Source organism: Cytobacillus mangrovibacter, assembly GCF_042865275.1.
GTDB lineage: Bacteria > Bacillota > Bacilli > Bacillales > Cytobacillaceae > Cytobacillus > Cytobacillus mangrovibacter.
The window spans coordinates 14,990-34,603 of record NZ_JBIACJ010000002.1 but is presented as its reverse complement, the minus strand read 5'-3'; the positions used below and the strand labels follow the sequence as shown (position 1 = coordinate 34,603).

Annotated in this window: 22 protein-coding genes; 5 read left to right on the top strand and 17 right to left on the bottom strand. The window is 38.0% G+C overall.

Features of this window, described 5'->3' with window-relative positions; genetic code table 11:
- Positions 1 to 64 precede the first annotated feature (64 nt).
- The gene (gene ispG, locus ACFYKT_RS03485) at positions 65 to 1,174 is read left to right on the top strand and encodes a flavodoxin-dependent (E)-4-hydroxy-3-methylbut-2-enyl-diphosphate synthase (protein ID WP_389216994.1); all 1,110 of its coding nucleotides are present in this window, start codon (positions 65 to 67) and stop codon (positions 1,172 to 1,174) included.
- 82 nt (positions 1,175 to 1,256) lie between these two features.
- Here the strand turns inward: ispG and ACFYKT_RS03480 are convergent, their stop codons facing one another.
- The gene (locus ACFYKT_RS03480; RefSeq protein ID WP_389215517.1) at positions 1,257 to 1,634 is read right to left on the bottom strand and encodes a hypothetical protein; all 378 of its coding nucleotides are present in this window, start codon (positions 1,632 to 1,634) and stop codon (positions 1,257 to 1,259) included.
- 216 nt (positions 1,635 to 1,850) lie between these two features.
- On the opposite strand from ACFYKT_RS03480, the gene ACFYKT_RS03475 reads away from it, so the two are divergent.
- Positions 1,851 to 2,414 (top strand): hypothetical protein, encoded by a 564-nt coding sequence (locus tag ACFYKT_RS03475; RefSeq protein ID WP_389215515.1) that lies wholly within the window; start codon positions 1,851 to 1,853, stop codon positions 2,412 to 2,414.
- Between the two features lie 27 nt (positions 2,415 to 2,441).
- Here ACFYKT_RS03475 and ACFYKT_RS03470 read toward each other — a convergent pair whose 3' ends face one another.
- From ACFYKT_RS03470 to ACFYKT_RS03460, 3 genes are read right to left on the bottom strand one after another with little or no spacing between them, the layout of a single operon-like run.
- Positions 2,442 to 2,876, bottom strand: coding sequence for a Fur family transcriptional regulator (locus ACFYKT_RS03470; RefSeq protein ID WP_389215512.1), 435 nt, complete (start codon positions 2,874 to 2,876; stop codon positions 2,442 to 2,444).
- Positions 2,877 to 2,920: 44 nt separating this feature from the next.
- A complete protein-coding gene (locus ACFYKT_RS03465) occupies positions 2,921 to 3,760 on the bottom strand; it encodes a metal ABC transporter permease (RefSeq protein WP_389215509.1) in 840 nt (279 codons plus the stop codon).
- Positions 3,757 to 4,548, bottom strand: coding sequence for a metal ABC transporter ATP-binding protein (locus ACFYKT_RS03460; RefSeq protein WP_389215507.1), 792 nt, complete (start codon positions 4,546 to 4,548; stop codon positions 3,757 to 3,759). Before ACFYKT_RS03460 ends, ACFYKT_RS03465 begins: the two co-directional genes overlap by 4 nt.
- A gap of 193 nt (positions 4,549 to 4,741) precedes the next feature.
- Between ACFYKT_RS03460 and ACFYKT_RS03455 the strand changes: the two genes are divergently transcribed.
- The gene (locus ACFYKT_RS03455) at positions 4,742 to 4,996 is read left to right on the top strand and encodes a DUF2624 domain-containing protein (RefSeq protein WP_389215504.1); all 255 of its coding nucleotides are present in this window, start codon (positions 4,742 to 4,744) and stop codon (positions 4,994 to 4,996) included.
- Between the two features lie 61 nt (positions 4,997 to 5,057).
- On the opposite strand, the gene ACFYKT_RS03450 is transcribed toward ACFYKT_RS03455, so the two are convergent.
- On the bottom strand, positions 5,058 to 5,948 hold the full coding sequence (locus ACFYKT_RS03450; protein WP_389215501.1) for a deoxyribonuclease IV: 891 nt from the start codon (positions 5,946 to 5,948) through the stop codon (positions 5,058 to 5,060).
- A gap of 24 nt (positions 5,949 to 5,972) precedes the next feature.
- Positions 5,973 to 7,283 (bottom strand): DEAD/DEAH box helicase, encoded by a 1,311-nt coding sequence (locus ACFYKT_RS03445; RefSeq protein ID WP_389215498.1) that lies wholly within the window; start codon positions 7,281 to 7,283, stop codon positions 5,973 to 5,975.
- A gap of 178 nt (positions 7,284 to 7,461) precedes the next feature.
- Here ACFYKT_RS03445 and vrrA point away from each other — a divergent pair, with 178 nt between their 5' ends.
- Positions 7,462 to 8,043, top strand: coding sequence for a VrrA/YqfQ family protein (vrrA, locus tag ACFYKT_RS03440; RefSeq protein ID WP_389215495.1), 582 nt, complete (start codon positions 7,462 to 7,464; stop codon positions 8,041 to 8,043).
- A 235-nt stretch (positions 8,044 to 8,278) separates the two neighbouring features.
- Positions 8,279 to 9,217 (top strand): 4-hydroxy-3-methylbut-2-enyl diphosphate reductase, encoded by a 939-nt coding sequence (locus ACFYKT_RS03435; RefSeq protein WP_389215492.1) that lies wholly within the window; start codon positions 8,279 to 8,281, stop codon positions 9,215 to 9,217.
- A gap of 52 nt (positions 9,218 to 9,269) precedes the next feature.
- Here ACFYKT_RS03435 and ACFYKT_RS03430 read toward each other — a convergent pair whose 3' ends face one another.
- The 11 genes from ACFYKT_RS03430 to ACFYKT_RS03380 all read right to left on the bottom strand — a co-directional run bounded on the left by ACFYKT_RS03430 (position 9,270) and on the right by ACFYKT_RS03380 (position 19,583).
- The gene (locus ACFYKT_RS03430; RefSeq protein ID WP_389215489.1) at positions 9,270 to 10,385 is read right to left on the bottom strand and encodes a Nif3-like dinuclear metal center hexameric protein; all 1,116 of its coding nucleotides are present in this window, start codon (positions 10,383 to 10,385) and stop codon (positions 9,270 to 9,272) included.
- Positions 10,382 to 11,089, bottom strand: a complete 708-nt coding sequence (locus tag ACFYKT_RS03425) for a tRNA (adenine(22)-N(1))-methyltransferase (protein ID WP_389215486.1) — start codon at positions 11,087 to 11,089, stop codon at positions 10,382 to 10,384. The genes ACFYKT_RS03430 and ACFYKT_RS03425 overlap by 4 nt, the downstream gene beginning before the upstream one ends.
- Before the next feature lie 128 nt (positions 11,090 to 11,217).
- The gene (gene cccA / locus ACFYKT_RS03420; RefSeq protein WP_389215483.1) at positions 11,218 to 11,574 is read right to left on the bottom strand and encodes a cytochrome c550; all 357 of its coding nucleotides are present in this window, start codon (positions 11,572 to 11,574) and stop codon (positions 11,218 to 11,220) included.
- A 362-nt stretch (positions 11,575 to 11,936) separates the two neighbouring features.
- Entirely contained in the window at positions 11,937 to 13,079 is a 1,143-nt protein-coding gene (locus ACFYKT_RS03415; protein ID WP_389215480.1) for an acyl-CoA dehydrogenase, read from the bottom strand.
- Between the two features lie 99 nt (positions 13,080 to 13,178).
- Positions 13,179 to 13,706, bottom strand: a complete 528-nt coding sequence (locus tag ACFYKT_RS03410) for a hypothetical protein (RefSeq protein WP_389215477.1) — start codon at positions 13,704 to 13,706, stop codon at positions 13,179 to 13,181.
- Positions 13,707 to 13,889: 183 nt separating this feature from the next.
- The gene (gene rpoD, locus ACFYKT_RS03405; RefSeq protein WP_389215474.1) at positions 13,890 to 15,017 is read right to left on the bottom strand and encodes an RNA polymerase sigma factor RpoD; all 1,128 of its coding nucleotides are present in this window, start codon (positions 15,015 to 15,017) and stop codon (positions 13,890 to 13,892) included.
- Between the two features lie 136 nt (positions 15,018 to 15,153).
- On the bottom strand, positions 15,154 to 16,962 hold the full coding sequence (gene dnaG, locus ACFYKT_RS03400) for a DNA primase (protein ID WP_389215471.1): 1,809 nt from the start codon (positions 16,960 to 16,962) through the stop codon (positions 15,154 to 15,156).
- 53 nt (positions 16,963 to 17,015) lie between these two features.
- Positions 17,016 to 17,264 (bottom strand): DUF188 domain-containing protein, encoded by a 249-nt coding sequence (locus tag ACFYKT_RS03395; RefSeq protein WP_389215468.1) that lies wholly within the window; start codon positions 17,262 to 17,264, stop codon positions 17,016 to 17,018.
- A gap of 67 nt (positions 17,265 to 17,331) precedes the next feature.
- On the bottom strand, positions 17,332 to 17,460 hold the full coding sequence (locus tag ACFYKT_RS03390; RefSeq protein WP_389215466.1) for a hypothetical protein: 129 nt from the start codon (positions 17,458 to 17,460) through the stop codon (positions 17,332 to 17,334).
- Between the two features lie 639 nt (positions 17,461 to 18,099).
- Entirely contained in the window at positions 18,100 to 18,918 is an 819-nt protein-coding gene (locus ACFYKT_RS03385) for a pyruvate, water dikinase regulatory protein (protein WP_389215463.1), read from the bottom strand.
- A 29-nt stretch (positions 18,919 to 18,947) separates the two neighbouring features.
- On the bottom strand, positions 18,948 to 19,583 hold the full coding sequence (locus ACFYKT_RS03380) for a helix-turn-helix transcriptional regulator (RefSeq protein WP_389215460.1): 636 nt from the start codon (positions 19,581 to 19,583) through the stop codon (positions 18,948 to 18,950).
- Positions 19,584 to 19,614: the final 31 nt, after the last annotated feature.

The window sequence follows — 19,614 nt, the reverse complement described above, 5'->3', positions numbered from 1 at the left end:
AGGTGAATGTGAATTCTATAATATAATTAACTGAAATAAAAGGAGCGAATCTCCATTGACTGAAATGATACATCGTACGAAGACACGTCCTGTTAAAGTAGGACCATTAACAATTGGCGGCAGCAATGAGCTGTTTATCCAAAGTATGACAACAACAAAAACACATGACGTCGAGGCAACAGTTGCTGAAATCAAACGTTTAGAGGAAGCTGGCTGTCAAATTGTCCGCGTTGCTTGCCCTGACGAACGTGCAGCAAATGCCATCGCAGATATTAAAAAGCAAATCAATATCCCACTCGTTGTCGATATTCACTTTGATTATAAACTTGCGCTTAAAGCAATTGAAGGCGGCGCAGACAAGATCAGAATTAACCCAGGTAATATTGGAAGAAGAGAAAAAGTAGAAGCAGTTGTTAAGGCAGCAAAGGCAAAAGGAATTCCTATTCGAATTGGTGTCAATGCGGGCTCACTTGAAAAACGCATTCTTGAAAAGTATGGATATCCAACTGCAGATGGAATGGTGGAAAGCGCACTCCATCATATTAAAATCTTGGAAGATCTCGATTTTCACGATATTATCGTTTCCATGAAAGCATCAGATGTTAACTTAGCAATTGAAGCCTATGAAAAGGCAAGTAAGGCCTTCGATTATCCGCTGCATTTAGGAATTACTGAGTCTGGAACACTATTTGCTGGAACATGTAAGAGTGCAGCTGGAATAGGTGCTATCCTGCATAAAGGGATCGGGAACACACTTCGTATTTCATTAAGTGCTGACCCTGTTGAAGAAGTAAAGGTTGCCCGTGAGCTGCTAAAGGTTTTTGGCCTATCTTCTAATGCTGCTACATTAATTTCTTGTCCTACTTGTGGACGAATCGAAATTGATTTAATTAGCATTGCTAATGAAGTGGAAGAATATATTCAAAAAATCAAAGCTCCTATTAAAGTCGCTGTACTGGGCTGTGCTGTAAATGGACCTGGAGAAGCGCGTGAGGCAGATATCGGAATTGCTGGGGCACGCGGTGAAGGATTGCTTTTCCGTAAAGGGGAAATCATCCGTAAGGTTCCTGAAGCTACAATGGTAGAAGAATTAAAAATTGAAATCGATAAAATTGCTGAAGAATACTTTGCGAAGCAAGAAGAAGAAAAGAAAAAAGCAGAAACAATTAAATAATAAAAGCCCGAGCATCCTGTATAAATGGCCCGGGCTAGTAGTTAGAGCCTGGCATTTGCCCAGGCTCTTATTTATTCTGCCATTAAAAAAACGGCAGGATAAACATTCCTACAATAATTGAAACGACTCCGATTCCAATCGCCCAGCTGCCGAGACTAGTAGCTCCTCTTCGTCGGGCAATGAAACCAAGAACGATTCCTGTTGCTCCAAACAGGACTGGCAGCACAAATAAAGAAATGATCGAAAGAGCCAGAGCTGCGAAACCTACGCCTCTTCCTGCGGTAACCGTCTCCCGATCCCGCTCATCCACTCTATTCATGCCTCTGTCAAATGAAATCGGTGCAGCGAGTTCAGCCGAGGTTTCTTCTGTGAAATCTGCAGTTTCATATTGGTTCTTTTCTCCAATTGGCTCGCTATGCCGAAGATCGTAATCCTCATAATCGCGGTCTTGATCTGCCATCTGCCTGATCCCTCACTTTCATGAATGGAAGCATATAATGTTTCCACTATGCAACCTGACTCACGCATTTATATTTTTGGAGCATTATTATTGTTTACGTATATGACTGTTTTAATATTGTTAATATTTTACACCCTAACATGAAAGACCATTCTCGACCTGTCCCTTTATCTGCGATAAGATAATAATGATCGAACTAATAAAGGGGAGTTTCTAATGAAAAAGCGATTTGGGATAGACATTGATGGAACAGTCACTTGCCCTGCCTCCATTATTCCCTATATAAATAAAGACTTTAATTTAAATATTACCCTAAATGATGTGAAACAATATGATTTAACACATGCCGTTGATATATCAGAAGAGGAATTTGCCAAATGGTTTATTAAAAGCGAACCTGTCATTTATGCTGAATCACCACTTGCCGCTGGAGCAAAAACGATTTTAAATAAATGGGGAGATGAGCATGAATTATTTTTTATTAGTGCACGAAGCGCCCACCTTCTTAAAGTTACAGAGAAATGGTTTATACAGCATGAGCTTAGCTTTCATCATATTGATTTATTAGGAACTCATAATAAAATAAAGGCAGCTAAAGACTATAACGTCGACATATTCTTTGAGGATAAGCATGATAATGCTGTAATGATTCATGAAGAATGTCATATTCCCGTCATCTTATTCAATACCCCTTATAATCAGGAGCCCATCCCAAGTGGAGTAATTCGAGTAAATAATTGGTCTGAGGCAAATGCTTGGGTCGAAAATTGGTTAAAATAAAAAAACGGCTGCCGCCGCTTTTTTATTTTAGCTATAAGCTGTATCTGTATGATCAAAGCATTCTGGACAGCGTCCATAAATTTCAAATTTATGCCCGGATACATCATAGCCTCTTAAATTTTCTTGTAGTTCTTTCATTGGACAAGTTTTGATTTCCTTCGTTTTTCCGCAGTCCAAACAAATGAAATGATGATGATGATGTTCATGCGCACATGTATAGCGAAAATGTTTTTCTCCAGACAGCTCTGTCATTTCAAAGATGCCAAGATCAACAAATAAAGATAAATTTCTGTAGATCGTATCAAAGCTTAAACCAGGATAGTCATCTTTCATTGAAGCAAGTACATCCCTGGCAGTTAAATATTTATCGCTTTTTGCAAAAAATTGCAGCATTTCCTCTCGTTTTCCTGTGTATTTATAACCCTTTTTCTTTAAAAGCTGCAATGCCTCATTAACATCCACTTTACTCACCTCTAATTACCTTTTCTTCCATCTCTAATCGAAATTTAAGATACCCTAACAGCCATCTTTTTGATAAAAATAGTTAATATCAATATGAGCACAGCAATCATGACAATTGTCCCACCTGGAGCTAAATCTAAATAATAGGACAATGTTAATCCTCCTAATATCGATGTTTCACCAAAAAGTACCGAATAAAAAATTGTCTGCTTAAATCCTTTAGCAATTCGAATGCTTGCGGCAACAGGCAAGGTCATTAACGATGAAACTAGCAGAATCCCAACAATGCGCATGGATGCAGCAATAACAAGAGCAACCATCACGATGAAAACAAAATGTACACTTTTTGCCGCAATACCAGACGCCTTCGCATGCTCTTCATCAAATGATAACAAAAATAATTCTTTATACAATAAAATAATTAACACAATTACAAGAATACTAATAACTAAAATAATCCATAAATCTATCCGGCTTACCGCACTAACACTTCCAAATAAATAGCTAAATAGATCGGTATTAAATCCATCAGCTAGCGAGATAAAGATCGCACCAAGTCCGATACCTCCCGATAAGATAATCGGTATCGCCAATTCCTGGTAATGCTTATAGACTGCTCGCAGCTTTTCAATAAATAAGGAACCTGTTACCGAAAAGAGCATCCCCATATACATCGGATTTAGGCCGCTAAAAACCATAAATTTCTTTTCAAGAAACAGGCTTGCAGCAATTCCAGCGAGGGTAACATGGCTTAAGGCATCAGCAATAAGCGAAAGCCTTCGCACAACAATAAATACACCAATCAATGGGGCAATAATTCCAATAATAATACCCGTTAAAAAGGCATTTTGTAAAAATTCATATTGTAATATACCTGCAATCATTGCCCTGCTCCTCCGTGGTGGTGGTGATGATGGTGTTCATGGTTATGGGTCAGGATTTGAATATCATGGCCGTAGAACTCTGACATTTCATTCCGTTTAAGCTCTTCAAACTCCTCGGTCCTGCCATGAAAATGTAAATGTTTATTTAGGCAGGCTACATGTGTCACTTTATCAGAAATAGCCCCAATATCATGCGTAACTAATAAAAGGGTAATGCCTAGCTGTTTATTTAATTCATCCAGCATTTCATAAAACGATTGGACATTCTGAGCATCAACACCAACAGTAGGTTCATCAAGAATCAATAATTTCGGATCGCTGACTAGCGCTCGAGCAATAAACACACGCTGCTGCTGTCCTCCAGAAAGCTCCCCTATATTCTGGTCTTTAAATGCAAGGAGTCCAACTGAATCAATGGCTTTAACAACCTTAATATGATCCTCTTTTTTCATAAATTTGAAGAGCCCGAGCTTTTTCGTTAACCCACTTGAAACAACTTCATAAACAGTAGCAGGAAAACCTGTGTTAAAAGAATTAGCCTTCTGTGAAACAAATCCAATTTTATACCAATCTTTAAACCGATTGATCTCTTGGCCAAAAAGCCTAATCTTTCCCTTTTGCGTTTTAAGTAATCCAAGAACAAGTTTAATTAATGTCGACTTACCTGAACCATTCGGTCCAACAATCCCCAAAAAGGCCCCTTCTTGAATCGTCAGATTAATATGTTCAAGTACCTCTTCTTTTTCATATCGATAGGATAAATGCTCAATTTCAATAATTGGCTTCATTTGTTTTTCCACTTAATCACCTTTAAATCTGCTGTGAATAAACTAAGCACAGCCTTAGAATTTAAGAATCATTACGATTTAGTAGTATACAGCAAGAAGAATGTATTGTAAAGAAACAAACACTTATCTTTTTTGAAAAGATGTCACGATTTCTGCCCTTTTTTCATACAGTACATTGGAGGAGTGATGCAGATTGAAAATCTTTGAAAACATCATTAATCATAAAATTAGTACGATTACCGGTGATGAATTATTAAAATACGGCAAACAATTTCAGATTACGATTAAGAGTCAGCAGGCTAATAAAATAGCTGCGTATTTACGTGGAAAACAAGTAAATATTTTTAATGACGAAGAACGTGCCAGAGTAGTGAAAGAAATTGCAAAAGTTGCTGGACCAGAAACTGCAAGAGCAGTGAATAAGCTATTCATACAATTTACTAAATAAGGATATTTGAAAAAGGCTGTGAAAGTTTCACAGCCTTTTCTTGCTATTAATGGATGAGTGATTACTGCATGATTACATCCAAAAGGTTTTCGTTGTACTCTTGAGCGCGGAGCATAGCAATTTCATGCTTATATGGCGCTTTTTTATTATTCTTATCCTCACCTACATACGGTGTCTCAAGGATTTTTGGTACATTCATTAACTGCGGATGATGGACAATGTAATTTAATGCTTTAAAGCCAATATGACCAAAGCCAATATTTTCATGACGGTCTTTTTTCATACCACGTTCATTTTTACTATCATTAATATGAAGAACCTTCAACCGGTCTAAGCCAACGATTCGATCAAATTGTTCCAGCACACCATCAAAATCCCCAACAATATTATACCCAGCATCATGGGTATGACATGTATCAAAGCAGACAGACAAGTGATCATTATAATTTACTCCATCAATGATCATCGCAAGCTCTTCAAATGACTTTCCACATTCAGATCCTTTTCCTGCCATTGTTTCAAGTGCGATCTGAACCTTTTCATCACCTTTTAATACTTCATTTAAACCTTCAACAATTTTCTTGATGCCTGCTTCTGTACCTGCTCCAACATGTGCACCTGGATGCAGCACGATTTGACGGGCACCTAGTGCCTCCGTGCGATCGATTTCTGACCGAAGGAAATTGACTCCTAGCTCAAATGTATTTGGATTTGTTGTATTTCCAATATTGATAATATAAGGTGCGTGAACAACAATATCAGAAATTTCGTTTTCCTCCATATGCTTAAGCCCTGCTTCAATATTCAATTCCTCAATCTTTTTTCTTCTCGTGTTTTGCGGTGCACCTGTATAGATCATAAAAGTATTGGAACCATAGGATACTGCCTCTTCACTTGCTGCTAAAAGCATCTTCTTCCCGCTCATAGATACATGTGAACCAATTTTTAGCATTTTAGAATACCTCTCCCTAAAAAGTTATTTTCTCTTGATTCTTCGTTCTCGCTTTTTAATTTTATCCATTTCCCACTGCATTTTCTTTTTATATCCTGGTTTTACCTTCTTTGGCTTTTGGATAAGTGATGAAGCCTTTTTATCAATATCATCCGTTTTTCTTTGACGATTTTTACGTTTATTACGTTCACCTAACTTTGTCCATTCTCCTTTTTGCAAGTCGACATGTTCAAGTTCTATCCCCATTTTCTCAAGACGATTTAAAGCATCTTCATCTGAAATTTCGTAAATAGTTAATGCAATACCCGAAAATCCAGCACGTGCTGTTCTGCCGACACGGTGTACATAGAAGTCCAAATCTGTTGGAAGCTCATAGTTGATGACATGGCTAATTCCCTGAATATCAATCCCACGGGCAGCTAAATCTGTCGCAACAATGTATTGAAATTCCAAATCCAGTATTTGCTTCATCATTTTCTTCCGTTCACGCGGATTAAGGTCACCGTGCACTCTGCCAACCTTCAACCCTTTTGCAATTAAAGCATCTGCCACTTCATCCGCCTTTTTCTTTGTATTTGTAAATACAATAGCTAAATAGGGATTAAACGTGGATAAAGCTTCGAAAACAAGATTTACTTTATTTCGATGCTTTGAAGGCATGATCCAATGCTCAATTTTCGCAGCAGTTACTTGTTTGGGCTCTACATGGATATATTTAGGGTTTTCTAAATACTTTTTCAAAAATGGCTTAAGCTTTTCAGGAATGGTCGCTGAGAAAATCAGCATTTGTAATTTCTCAGGCATTCTGCTGGCAATTTGGTCGACATCTTCAATAAATCCCATGTCTAGCATTAAATCAGCTTCATCGACGACTAGCATTGTTGCTTTATGAACAAAGAGAGCTTGTTCCTTCACTAAATCATTGATTCTACCTGGTGTACCAACAACAATCTGAGGCTGTCTTTTTAATTTGTCAATTGTACGCTGCTTGTCCGTTCCGCCGATATAGCAACGGGCTGAGATTTCTTCACCTTCTTGACAATGCTCTGTTACTTTTAGGATTTCGTGATAGATTTGAGTTGCAAGTTCTCTAGTTGGTGCTGTTATAATTGCTTGCACCTCATGCTTAGTATGGTCAAGCTTTTGTAAGATCGGCAGTATATACGCATGGGTTTTCCCAGTCCCTGTTTGAGATTGGCCAATTGCGCTTTCCCCTTTACTAATCGTCGGGATCAGTCGTTCTTGTATTTCAGTAGGCTCAAAAAAGCCTAATTTCTTAACCGCCTCAATAATAAATGGCTTAAATTCATACCGTTCAAATTTTGTTTCATTCATTTTTAAAAACTCCTTGTGTATCGATTCATTTTAATCATCCTGTTATTATAATTGAAATTGCTTGAAATCACCACAATTACTATTCATTCATTCTAATAAGAGCTTTTTCCTTTCACATTATGCCTAAACCAATTCCTAGAAAATGCATACCCTATTATTAAGAAAGGAGGCTATGTCAATGATGCCAGGACCAAGAATGCCTTTTCGGGGAGGTATGCCTCCACAGCCATTTATGCATACTATGCAAGGTCCTCCACCAATGGGCCAAATGATGAAAGGCGCGGCCCCGCAAATGAGACAGGGTGGAGGTGGATTACTTGCCAAACTGATGGGGGGAGGCAACCAGGCAAGAGGAATAGCTGGTGCCGCTGGAACAGCGAGTAGAGCCGCTGGAACGAGTGGTTCAGGTGCAGGTGGAATATTAAAGGCCTTAAGCAACCCTTCCTCAATCAATGGCTTTTTAGCAAACACACAAAAAGTGTTAAATACGGCTCAGCAAGTTGGGCCAATGGTCCAGCAGTATGGACCTCTCGTGAAAAATATTCCTTCTATGTGGAAGCTTTACAAAGGGCTGAAAAATGCTGATAGCGAACCGACAGCAGTTGACGAAAAGAAGCTTGAGGAAAGCAGCCCCTCTCCATCTGCCAAGACAAAGACAACTAGTAAACGTGAAAGTAAAACAATCGATATCGATAATAGCACAGCCCCAACGATAGAAAAAAGCTCAAATGGACTATCCATCCCCAAACTCTATGTATAAAGTGAAACTTCCATCAGTGGGAGTTTTTTTTCATTTCCCAAAGCAACTAAAGAGTTTCTCCTATATCTATGATAATAAACACAGTGTTCTTTATTGGCTTTTAGTATTATTATTGTCAAAAGTCCGATATAATAAAATACGGAATCGTTCATTTTATACTATTTGATCGAGGATTAATAGAAAACTAAAGAACATTCATAAATAGATGAATCAAATCTCGGGAGGGTATGAGTACATGGAAATTATAAAAATTTCGCCGCGCGGTTATTGTTACGGGGTTGTTGATGCAATGGTTATTGCAAGAAATGCAGCACTTGATAAAACTTTGCCAAGGCCCATATATATTCTCGGAATGCTCGTTCATAACAAACATGTGACAGAAGCTTTTGAAGAAGAGGGCATTATTACATTAGATGGGAAAGACAGGAAAGAAATCCTTGATAAGGTTGATAAAGGAACTGTTATTTTCACTGCTCACGGCATCTCGCCAGAAGTAAGGGAATTAGCCAAAGAAAAAGGGCTGGTTACAATTGACGCAACTTGTCCAGATGTAACAAGAACCCATGATTTAATAGTAGAGAAAGTGAAAGAAGGCTTCCAAATTATTTATATCGGTAAAAAGGGACATCCAGAGCCAGAAGGTGCAGTAGGAATCGCACCAAATTCTGTTCATTTAGTACAAACAGTAGAAGATGTTCAAGCATTACCAATTCAAAGTGAAAAAATCGTCGTCACAAACCAAACAACAATGAGTCAGTGGGATGTAAAGCATGTGATGGAAAAACTTGAGGAAAAATATCCACATGCTGAGTTCCATAAAGAAATCTGCAATGCAACACAAGTTCGGCAAGAAGCTGTTGCCACCCAAGCAGGACAAGCGGACGTCACGATTGTTGTTGGAGATCCAAAAAGCAATAACTCCAATCGATTAGCACAAGTATCCGAAGAGATTGCCAGTACAAAGGCTTACCGTATTGCCGATATTACAGAGCTTGATATTGATTGGATTAAGGATGCTTCAACTGTTGCCGTCACATCTGGAGCCTCTACTCCTACTCCAATCACCAAGGAAGTGATTGCCTTTATTGAGCAATTTGATCCAAATAATCAAGCTACTTGGACAAGAGAGAAAAAAGTTCCATTAAATAAAATCCTACCCAAAATTAAGCGATAGATATAAAAAAGAACCGGTCACAGAAGTAAAGTGGAGACCGGTTCTTTTTTAATTATATAAACTGAAAAGGATCTGTATTTATTTCCGATGCAATGAAAGAGACTTCATAGCCTTTTTCCTTGCACATCTCTTCAAGCTTTAATGCAACACCTTTTTTCATGACTTTTTCAACATTATGACCTGGGTCAACAATATTAAGTCCCATCATCATGGCATCATGTGCGACATGGTAGTACATATCCCCTGTTACATACACATCTGCACCTTTAAATTTAGCGGAAGTGAAGTATTTATTTCCATCTCCACCTAGAACAGCCACTTTCTTCACTTTCGAAGCCATATCTCCTACAACACGAACTCCTTTAACATCCAAACATTGTTTCACATGATTAGCGAATTCCTCTAACGACATTTCCTGAATATCGCCAATTTTTCCAAGCCCCAGGATTTCTCCTTTATTCTCTAGGCTATAAATATCATAAGCTACCTCTTCATATGGGTGGGACTTAAACATAGCAGAAAGAATTCTTTTCTCTAGATGCTCTGGAAAGACTGTTTCAACTCGTTCCTCACTTACCATCTCAAGCTTCCCCAGCTGGCCAATATGTGGATTTGCTTCTTCACCAGGTAAAAACTGCCCAATCCCAGCGGATGAAAATGAGCAATGGCTATAATTTCCGATAGCACCCGCTCCAGCGCTTCCAAGAGCCTTCTTAAGCTCCTCAGCATTCTCCTCTGGCACATAAACAACTAGCTTCTTTAACTTTGTCTCATAGGTCGGATAAAGCACTTCAGTATTCTGAAGCTGAAGGGCATCTGCAAGCATATCATTTACTCCGCCATTTGCTACATCCAGATTAGTATGGGCTGCATAGACCGCGATATCGTGCTTGATCAGCTTTTCTATCAGTCTTCCTGCAGGTGTTTCCGTTGCAATGGACTTCAATGGACGGAAGATAGGCGGGTGATGGGCAATAATAAGCTGAACATTCTTTTCAATTGCCTCATCAACCACTTCCTCCAATACATCCAGAGCAATCATTACATTTTCAATCGGTTTATTCAGCCTCCCGATTTGCAATCCTACTTTATCGCCTTCCATTGCATAGCTTTTCGGAGAAAATTGTTCGAATAACTGGATGATTTCATAACCATTCACTTTTTTCAATGATTCAATACCTCCCCAACCATTTGGATTTTTTCTATTAATTCTTTTCTCTTTTGACTTGTTTCTTCTGATTCTGCTGCTTTTTCAAGCTGAGAAACAATTCGTTGCCAATTATCAAGCTCTGACTTCCATTTATTTCGAAAAACAGCTGAATTTTGTTCAACTAATAAAGGGCCCAATAATAATTCTTTATGTAATTCTTTATATGGTCTATATGGATCTCCTTTTTCAGCCACTAGAATTTCATACACTTTATCATCTTCTTCAAGAATCTCTTCAGCCATTAATTCCCATCCATTTTCCAAAAGCCATTTTCTTATCGAAATGGCACTGATATTTGGCTGCAAAATTAATCTTTTTGTTGGTCCCAGCTTATCTTTCCCATCTTCCAAAATGGAAGCAATTAAAGCACCTCCCATTCCAGCTATCGTTATACAATCAATTTCTTCATCATTAATTACTTCTAACCCATTTCCTTTACGAACAATGATCTCTTCTTCAAGCCCTTCCATCGCTACCTGTCGTTTCGCCGACTGATAAGGACCTTCAACCACTTCGCCTGCAATGGCGAAGGGAACAACTCCCTTTTTAACAACATGGCATGGCAAGTACGCATGGTCCGATCCAATATCTGCCATTTTGGAACCTTCAGGAATATAACTCGCAACAGCTTCAAGGCGCTGTGATAATTTCTCCGTATTCATTCAGTAAGTCACCACTTTTCTATAGTCAGCCAACAAATAAACAGCTATCGTTCTCCACGATAGCCTGTCACTATTATTAAGTATAAAAAAAGTCCTTTACATATGCAAAGGACTTTCTCTTTAAAAAATTATTTAAGAGTAGTTAACCATTCGGCAACTGCATCTTCTTGACCAGGAATTAGTCCTGCTGGCATACCTTTGTCGGTACCATTCACAAGAATTTCTTTAATTTCATCCTGTGATTTAGTTATTCCTTTTAAAGCTGGACCCACAGCACCTTGATATTGGTCACCGTGACAAGCGATACAGCTTTGCTTATAGATTTCTTCTGGAGTAGCTGAAGCTGTATCTTCAGTTTTCTCACCGCCGCCTTCTTTTTCTGCAGCAATTTCATCCATGTTATTTAGTCCAATAAATGACATAAAGAATATTGCTACAATACCGAAAGCAAAAATAATAAGATACGGCTTGGCTGCATTTTTCATGTTTTAACCTCCCTTATGTAAGAACATCTAATATTAAGTAATTGTACAAACAAACTCTATTCTACTTCAAATTATGCCGAAGGAAAAGCCCTAAAGCAAACTTTGTCACATCAAATTCGGAATTTAGACAAAAACTCCATCAACAAGGATGGAGCTTTTATCTAAGTATGTTAGTTTAACCGATGAAATAGTGATTTATCTAACACTTACGCTATTCTTTATTTAAATGTTGGCTTTGTTAATTTATATTGTTGGTGCACGAAACCGCCATTGGTGTACCCGCTCATTAAGTTATTCATACGAATAAAAACCATTCGTGTGTACACCAATGGCTTTTAATCAACAACCAACGCTAACATAGTCTAATTATTTAATATTTGGCGCGCAATAACTAAGCGTTGAACTTCTGAAGTTCCTTCCCCTATTTCCGTTAGCTTTCCATCCCTCATGTATCGCTCAACATGGTAATCCTTCATGTAACCGTAACCACCATGAATCTGAACCGCCTGATCAGTGATTTCCATACAAATCTCTGAAGCATACAGCTTACACATCGATGCTTCCTTTGAAAATGGTCTTCCTTGATCCTTAAGCCATGCAGCTTTATAGACCATATTACGGGCCAGTTCGATTTTCATAGCCATATCAGCTAATTTAAATTGAATCGCTTGAAAATGGGAGAGTGAGCGTCCAAATTGCTGACGTTCCTTCGCATATTGCACAGCCTTCTCATAGGCAGCCTGAGCGATGCCAAGAGCCATTGCCCCAATTCCAATTCTTCCCCCGTCTAACGTGATTAAAAATTGTTTAAAACCTTCACCTTTTTTGCCGAGCAAGTGCTCAGTCGGAACGCGCACATCTTCTAGCACAAGTTCTGTCGTATTTGATGAATGCAATCCCATCTTTTCATAATTATCAATAATCTTGAATCCTTCTGCTTCAGTTGGGACGATAATCGCACTAATTTCCTTTTTGCCATCTTTCTCTCCTGTTATCGCCGTTAGTGCCAAATGCTTTGCATAGCTTGCATTTGTAATAAAGCATTTGTTTCCATTTATAATATATTCTCCACCCTTTTCAACAGCAGTGGTTCTGGTCCCTCCAGCATCTGATCCTGCACTTGGTTCTGTCAGTCCAAATGCTCCGAAGGTTTCCCCTGTACAGATAGGTACTAAATAGGTTTGCTTTTGTTCTTCTGTTCCGAATAAGTACAGTGGCGCGCCACCTAAGGAAATATGTGCTGAATATGTAATCCCTGTAGAGGCACACGCACGGCTTAGTTCCTCGGTCACAATCGCAAAGCTAACCGTATCAGCACCCGCACCGCCATATTCTTCTGGAAAGGGAAGGCCCATTAAGCCAAGACTAGCCATTTTCTTAAAAATCTCAACAGGGAACTCTTTAGTGCGATCTCTTTCAAGTGCACCAGGTGCCACCTCTTCATCAGCAAATTCACGTATCGTCTTTAGAATCATTTCCTGTTCAGAAGTTAAATCAAAATTCATATTTCCATCCCCCTTATGTTGTCTGTATACGCTTACACTACTATTATAAAAGGGAATGGGTAATTTTCACAACATTTAAAAACTTTTTAAAATATTTTATTATATGAAAATAGAAACAATAAGTAAAATTAATCCTAACACACCTGAAATAGTAAATGCTGGCTGCTTCAGTTTCCAACCGCTTAACAACCAGATCATACAGTTTATCACAAGGTTTAAATAGAGTGGTCCAGGTCTTTCTGGATAAATTCGCGAAATAAATTCAACAGAGGATAATAGTAGTACCAAAGCTGAAACAATCAGTGGAATTTGAAGTAAAATCCCTTTTCTAGAAAAGTAAATAGTGAAAACAATTCCGACCAAAACAAATAAAATTACGATGGCTATTTGCAAAGTAATAGACAATTCAGTAAAATGGATTAAAAATAGTGTCAGCGGAATGAGTAATAAGAAAAGATAGTGGTTTTTCCAAAAACCAGCTTTTCTACTTTTCTTTTTCGATGTCTCTGGCTGATTGCCTTCCGTATATAGTGCTAATAGATAGTCACAATACTGTTCAGGCAGCATTCGATTTTTTTTCCAAGTTAAAATTTCATTAATGATAATATTTTTTCTGTTTTCACTCAACCGTCACACGTCCTTTGTAAAACATTGGCACCCAACAAATAGCTAGAATTTTTTATGGGGCATTGAAGCTAGTTTGTAGTAAACATTGATTTCATTCAGAAATAAAAAAATAGTTTACCTCTATTGTAAGAAGTAAACTATTTTCTGACAATCCTTTTCTAAAAAGGATGTATGATGTAGTTGTTATTCTAAAAAGTCTTTTAATCGTTTGCTTCTGCTTGGATGTCTTAATTTACGCAATGCTTTCGCTTCAATTTGACGAATACGCTCGCGTGTAACACCAAACACTTTACCGACCTCTTCTAAAGTGCGTGTACGCCCATCATCAAGCCCGAAACGCAGGCGTAATACATTCTCTTCCCGATCTGTTAAAGTGTCTAAAACGTCCTCTAGCTGCTCTTTCAACAGTTCGTACGCTGCATGCTCTGAAGGAGATGTCGCATCTTGATCTTCAATGAAGTCACCTAAGTGAGAATCATCTTCTTCACCAATCGGTGTTTCTAATGAAACTGGCTCTTGAGCAATCTTTAAGATTTCTCTAACCTTATCTGGTGTTAAATCCATATCTTCGGCAATTTCTTCAGGTGATGGTTCACGGCCAAGATCCTGAAGCAATTGACGTTGAACACGGATCAATTTATTGATCGTTTCGACCATATGGACAGGAATTCTGATTGTTCTTGCTTGGTCAGCAATCGCACGTGTGATCGCTTGACGAATCCACCAAGTCGCATACGTACTGAATTTAAAACCTTTACGGTAATCAAATTTCTCAACAGCCTTTATTAAACCCATGTTTCCTTCCTGGATTAAATCAAGGAAAAGCATTCCACGGCCAACATATCTTTTGGCAATACTGACAACTAAGCGGAGATTGGCTTCGGCAAGACGTCTTTTTGCCTCTTCATCGCCTTGCTCAATTCGCTCAGCAAGTGAGATTTCTTCTTCTGCAGAAAGGAGATCCACACGTCCAATTTCTTTTAAATACATACGTACAGGATCATTTATCTTCACTCCTGGCGGAACGCTTAAGTCATTTAAATCAAATTCTTCTTCCCCTTTTGCTAACTCTTGGGCATTTGGGTCAGCATCTTCATCATTATCACCAACGAGTTCTACCCCTTGGTCACCAAGGAATTCATAGAATTCATCCATTTGATGTGAATCCAATTCAAATTGGGCCATTTTTTCTGCTATATCATCATAGGCAAGAACACCAGTCTTTTTTCCGATTTGAGTTAATTGCTCTTTTACTTGTTCCAGGGTCAATTCTGAATCAACTTCTTTTGAGCGAGCTGATTTTTCAGCCATTTGTCCCCCTCCTTCCAAAAATCACAGACAATTATGAAATGCGCTTTAGCACCAGCAAAATATCAAAGGCATATGGCCTCCAAGCGCATGCAGCTAGATAGTTATCTAACTCATGGGTAATTCTTTTTATTATTATTCAAAGAGACTTGCGCAATTGGATAATTTCCATCGCAATCATTGAGGCCTTTATAAAGTCCCCCTGCCTCTCTGCTTCTTTCTCTTCTGCCTTTTTTTCTTTTATCTTTAACATCTTTTGATAATTAAACACCTGTTTAATGTAATCAGTTAATTCCTGCTCACTTAATTCCTCGTTAATTAACATCATTTCTATATCAGCAACAACTCTTTTAAGCTTCTCATCATGAATAAAATCAATGAATGCACTTGGGTCTGGTGAATGACCTTTTTCATAAAAACCAAGCAGGTAAGTGATGATTGCCTGATGTTCATCAATATTAAAGGTGTTTCCTTTTAACATATCCTGAACTTTGTAAGCAATATCACTATTTCTTATCATATGTGCAATTAATCTTCTTTCAGCCGCATAATGCGCAGGTTTAAGCTGACTCGATTTAGCCATAGGCTGAAGTTTAACTTTTGCTATACTATTCGTTCCTTTGCTCTTTTTCTTTTCGGCAAAGGAAACTTGTCTTTGCTGTTCATTAAGTGCTTCTAAAGAAAGAGAAAATTCATTAGCCAATTGTCTGAGATAATGATCCTTTTCAACTGCATTATCCAGCTTGCTTATCTCTGCTAATACTTCTTCGATATAAAGGAGGCGATCTCCTTCATCATGAAGCCTTTTTCCTCTTCGATAATATAGAAGCTTGAATGCCATGAATGTCACACTTGCATCTATTACCTCTTTGCGGAACTTCTCTTTTCCAAACTCTTTTATATAATCGTCTGGATCCATTCCATCCGGCATTAGAGCAACCCTTATCTGACATCCTGCGGCAGAAAGCATTTCTCCCGCTCTTTGGGCTGCTTCAATTCCAGCATGATCCGAATCATAACAAATCGTGATAGATTGAACATTTCGCTTTAAAGCAGATACATGCTCATCTGTCAATGATGTTCCCATCGTAGCAACACCATTTTCAACACCTGCACGGTCTGCAGCAATCACATCAGCAAATCCTTCAAAAAGAATGGCCTGCTGAAACTTCTTAATATGTGGTCTTGCCAAATGAAAATTATATAAAATTTTGCTTTTATTAAAAATCACCGTTTCAGGACTATTAAGGTATTTGGGCTCATTGGCCCCTAATGATCTGCCTGAAAAAGCAATTGTTTGACCATTACGATCAAAAATAGGAAACATAATCCGGTCGCGAAAACGGTCAAAAAATTGACCATCTTTCTCACGCCTAATAATCAAACCCGCCTTCTCTATCACTTCTTCAGGGAATTTTCTTTTTGTTAAAAATTTATAAACAAAATCCCAAGAGTTAAGAGAATAACCAATTTGAAATTTATCAATCGACTCCATTGTAAACCCTCTGTTCAGCAAATATTCTAGCGCATGCTGACCGTCTTTTGTGTTTACAAGCAGATGATGATAGAATTTACGCAAAAGCTCATGAGCTTCTAACATTTGCCCAATTTCAGGAGATACAGACTTTCGCGCTGTTAATGAAGAAGCATCAATGTCCAGTTTGATATTCCCTTTTTCAGCCAGCTTTACTGCTGCTTCCTGAAAGGAATATCCTTCAAGATCCATTAAAAAGGAAAAGGCATTTCCGCCTGCACCACAGCCAAAGCAGTGGTAGATTTGCTTATCTGACGCTACAGAAAAAGATGGCGTATTCTCTCCATGGAAAGGACATAATCCAAAATAATTTCGCCCTTGCTTCTTTAATTGAACATAGTCACTTACAACATCAACTATATCGACAGCTTGCCGAATTTCATTTACTTTTTCCTCGGCGATGTGCTCAGCCATGAGAACAACTCCAATATTCATTTGCATGTTACATATATGATATTCTAGAAAGATTATCGAATTCCTTCAAAATTCGACAAAACTTTAGTCAATTGATTCACAAACCTTTTACGGTCACTTTGACTGAATGGCTTGGGACCTTTTCCATATATCCCCCTTCGTCGTGCCTTTGCAGATAAATATCTCAAATTAGCGCAGTGAATTTCACTTTCTTCAAATAAAATCCCTTTAGGGTCATGACATGAACTTCTTTTTAGTAAAAGTGTCGATGCTAAACCGATATCTTGTGTTGTGTAACACAATATCGCCTGCCTTCACATGATTCATAATGAATATGTCCACAGTTTCTTTGCTGGCGTCAGCAAATTTTTAATTCGCTTGGCATAGGTCATTTTTCACATGGTCATAAGAGGCAATAAATAGAACTTCAACAGAAAAAGCATTGCCTATTTCGACAATTTCTTCCTCTACAGGACAAGAATCAGCATCAACCAGCACTGTTGGTTTGCCTAATGTTCTATAAATTCTACATCACTCCGCATATTCCTTCTTTCAAACGCAACTTTTGTATAATCGTATGAAGATGCGTTTTCTTTGCAAGAATACTAAGTATTTGCCTAACGGTTTCTCGAAAGAAGCTACGGGGAATGTAAAACCCTTAGTCAATGATGATTTCCACATTGTGTCGAATTTTTTTATGGTCATGCCCTTGACTTCTCACAATAAATAGTTTATTCGTTCACCCTGAACTCTAAACCTAATCTATAACATTTTTATCACAATTTTTTATTATAGTATAAAAAAGTGCACTTTTCTATTATTTTTTCTTATTCCTATCAAAAAAATATTCAATTTTTAACAAGAAAATTTATGTGTCCAATATAATCTATTTATACAAAGGCTGTTTTCGTAAACATTCTCCTTTTAATATGAATGGGTAAAGGTTGATTTGCGCTCCAGGTCGCTCGCTTTCCGCGGGGTGGGCGCTGAGCCTCCTCGACGCTAAAGCGTCTGTGGGGTCTCAGCTGTCCCACACTTCCCGCAGGAGTCTCGCGCCTTCCGCTCCAATCAACCAATTTTTCTTGTCAAGTGTTTTCATTCATACAAAAGAAAAAGGCACATAATTAATATTATGTGCTAGCTTTTTGGAAAGCTTTTGCGGTATTGATTTAAGATTAAATTAGCTGTTTCCTCTACCGCTTTATTTGTAACATCTATAACATGGCAGTTAATTTTGCTGACGACAGTTTCAAAATAATTGATTTCTTCTTTAATTCTTTCGATATTCGCATAGCTTGCATTATCACTTAATCCTAATGAAATGAGTCGTTCCTTACGGATATAATTCAGCTTTTCTGGGCTAATTTTTAATCCGAAGCACTTTTCAGGAGGAACAAGGTATAATTCCTCAGGCGGATCCACTTCTGGGACGAGTGGGACATTCGCAACCTTAAGTCTCTTATGGGCTAAGTATTGAGAAAGCGGGGTTTTAGATGTTCTTGAAACACCCACAAGGACTATATCAGCCTTTAATATTCCTCGCGGATCACGTCCATCATCATACTTAACGGCAAACTCAATCGCTTCAATTTTTTTGAAATAGTCCTCATCAAGCTTACGAACAAGTCCTGGTTCATAAAGAGGAGTTTTTTCATACATCGCTTGAAACTGGTCCATTAATGGTCCGATAATATCACATGCATATATTCCTTCTTTGGCAGCCTGCTCATTTATGTACAGACGTATTTCTGGCCTAACAAGTGTATAAACAATCATTCCATTATCTAATTTCGCAAGCGAAATCACTTCATCAATATGTATCTTATCCTCAACATATGGAAATCGTTTAATAATTACTTCACTGCCATTGAATTGACTGACAGCAGCTTTTGTAACAAGCTCAGCAGTCTCTCCAACAGAGTCTGACACCACATAGATGATAGGCTTTTTATTCATCCTTAAAAACCATCTCCCCTGTTTGATTCTTATTTGTTTTCAGCAAGTGCAACAAATGCTTTTGTTAAGTTAGTTTTTGTGATTCTTCCAATTACTTCAAATCCCTTATCAGTTTCTTTCACAATTGGGAGTGCATCAATTTGTTTTTCAATTAATTTCTTAGCAATATCAATTAACAAATCCTCTTTTTCACACATTGTAATGTTAGGCATTCGAGTCATAATGATATTTACTGGAATCGTCGATAATTCCTGCTTCCCAATGCTTGCTCTCAGTAAATCTTTCCGTGAAAGCACTCCTACTAATAAAGATGATTGGTCCACGACGAACAATGTACCAACATCTTCTAAGAACATTGTTACAATGGCATCATAAACAGAGACATTTTCATTCACAACTACAGGTATAGATTGGTAATCCTTTACATAAAGCTTCTGTAAATTTTCAGTCAGCAGCTGTGCTCCTGATTTACCTGTATAAAAATAACCAACACGCGGCCTCGCATCTAAAAAACCTGCCATTGTTAATATAGCCAAATCTGGTCTTAAGGTTGCTCTTGTTAAATTTAATCGATCAGCAATATTTTCACCAGTAATGGGACCGTTTTCTTTCACGATCTCTAGTATTTTCTCTTGCCGCTTATTTAATTCGATTGTCTTCACCACCCGTCAAAGTGTCATACTATTAATAATTATT

Coding starts and splice junctions, on each gene's coding strand:
- ispG (WP_389216994.1), top strand. CDS start 65: ATGATACATCGTACGAAGACACGTCCTGTTAAAGTAGGACCATTAACA.
- ACFYKT_RS03480 (WP_389215517.1), bottom strand. CDS start 1,634: ATGGCAGATCAAGACCGCGATTATGAGGATTACGATCTTCGGCATAGC.
- ACFYKT_RS03475 (WP_389215515.1), top strand. CDS start 1,851: ATGAAAAAGCGATTTGGGATAGACATTGATGGAACAGTCACTTGCCCT.
- ACFYKT_RS03465 (WP_389215509.1), bottom strand. CDS start 3,760: ATGATTGCAGGTATATTACAATATGAATTTTTACAAAATGCCTTTTTA.
- ACFYKT_RS03460 (WP_389215507.1), bottom strand. CDS start 4,548: ATGAAGCCAATTATTGAAATTGAGCATTTATCCTATCGATATGAAAAA.
- ACFYKT_RS03450 (WP_389215501.1), bottom strand. CDS start 5,948: ATGCTAAAAATTGGTTCACATGTATCTATGAGCGGGAAGAAGATGCTT.
- ACFYKT_RS03445 (WP_389215498.1), bottom strand. CDS start 7,283: ATGAATGAAACAAAATTTGAACGGTATGAATTTAAGCCATTTATTATT.
- vrrA (WP_389215495.1), top strand. CDS start 7,462: ATGATGCCAGGACCAAGAATGCCTTTTCGGGGAGGTATGCCTCCACAG.
- ACFYKT_RS03435 (WP_389215492.1), top strand. CDS start 8,279: ATGGAAATTATAAAAATTTCGCCGCGCGGTTATTGTTACGGGGTTGTT.
- ACFYKT_RS03425 (WP_389215486.1), bottom strand. CDS start 11,089: ATGAATACGGAGAAATTATCACAGCGCCTTGAAGCTGTTGCGAGTTAT.
- cccA (WP_389215483.1), bottom strand. CDS start 11,574: ATGAAAAATGCAGCCAAGCCGTATCTTATTATTTTTGCTTTCGGTATT.
- ACFYKT_RS03415 (WP_389215480.1), bottom strand. CDS start 13,079: ATGAATTTTGATTTAACTTCTGAACAGGAAATGATTCTAAAGACGATA.
- rpoD (WP_389215474.1), bottom strand. CDS start 15,017: ATGGCTGAAAAATCAGCTCGCTCAAAAGAAGTTGATTCAGAATTGACC.
- dnaG (WP_389215471.1), bottom strand. CDS start 16,962: ATGGCTGAGCACATCGCCGAGGAAAAAGTAAATGAAATTCGGCAAGCT.
- ACFYKT_RS03385 (WP_389215463.1), bottom strand. CDS start 18,918: ATGAATAAAAAGCCTATCATCTATGTGGTGTCAGACTCTGTTGGAGAG.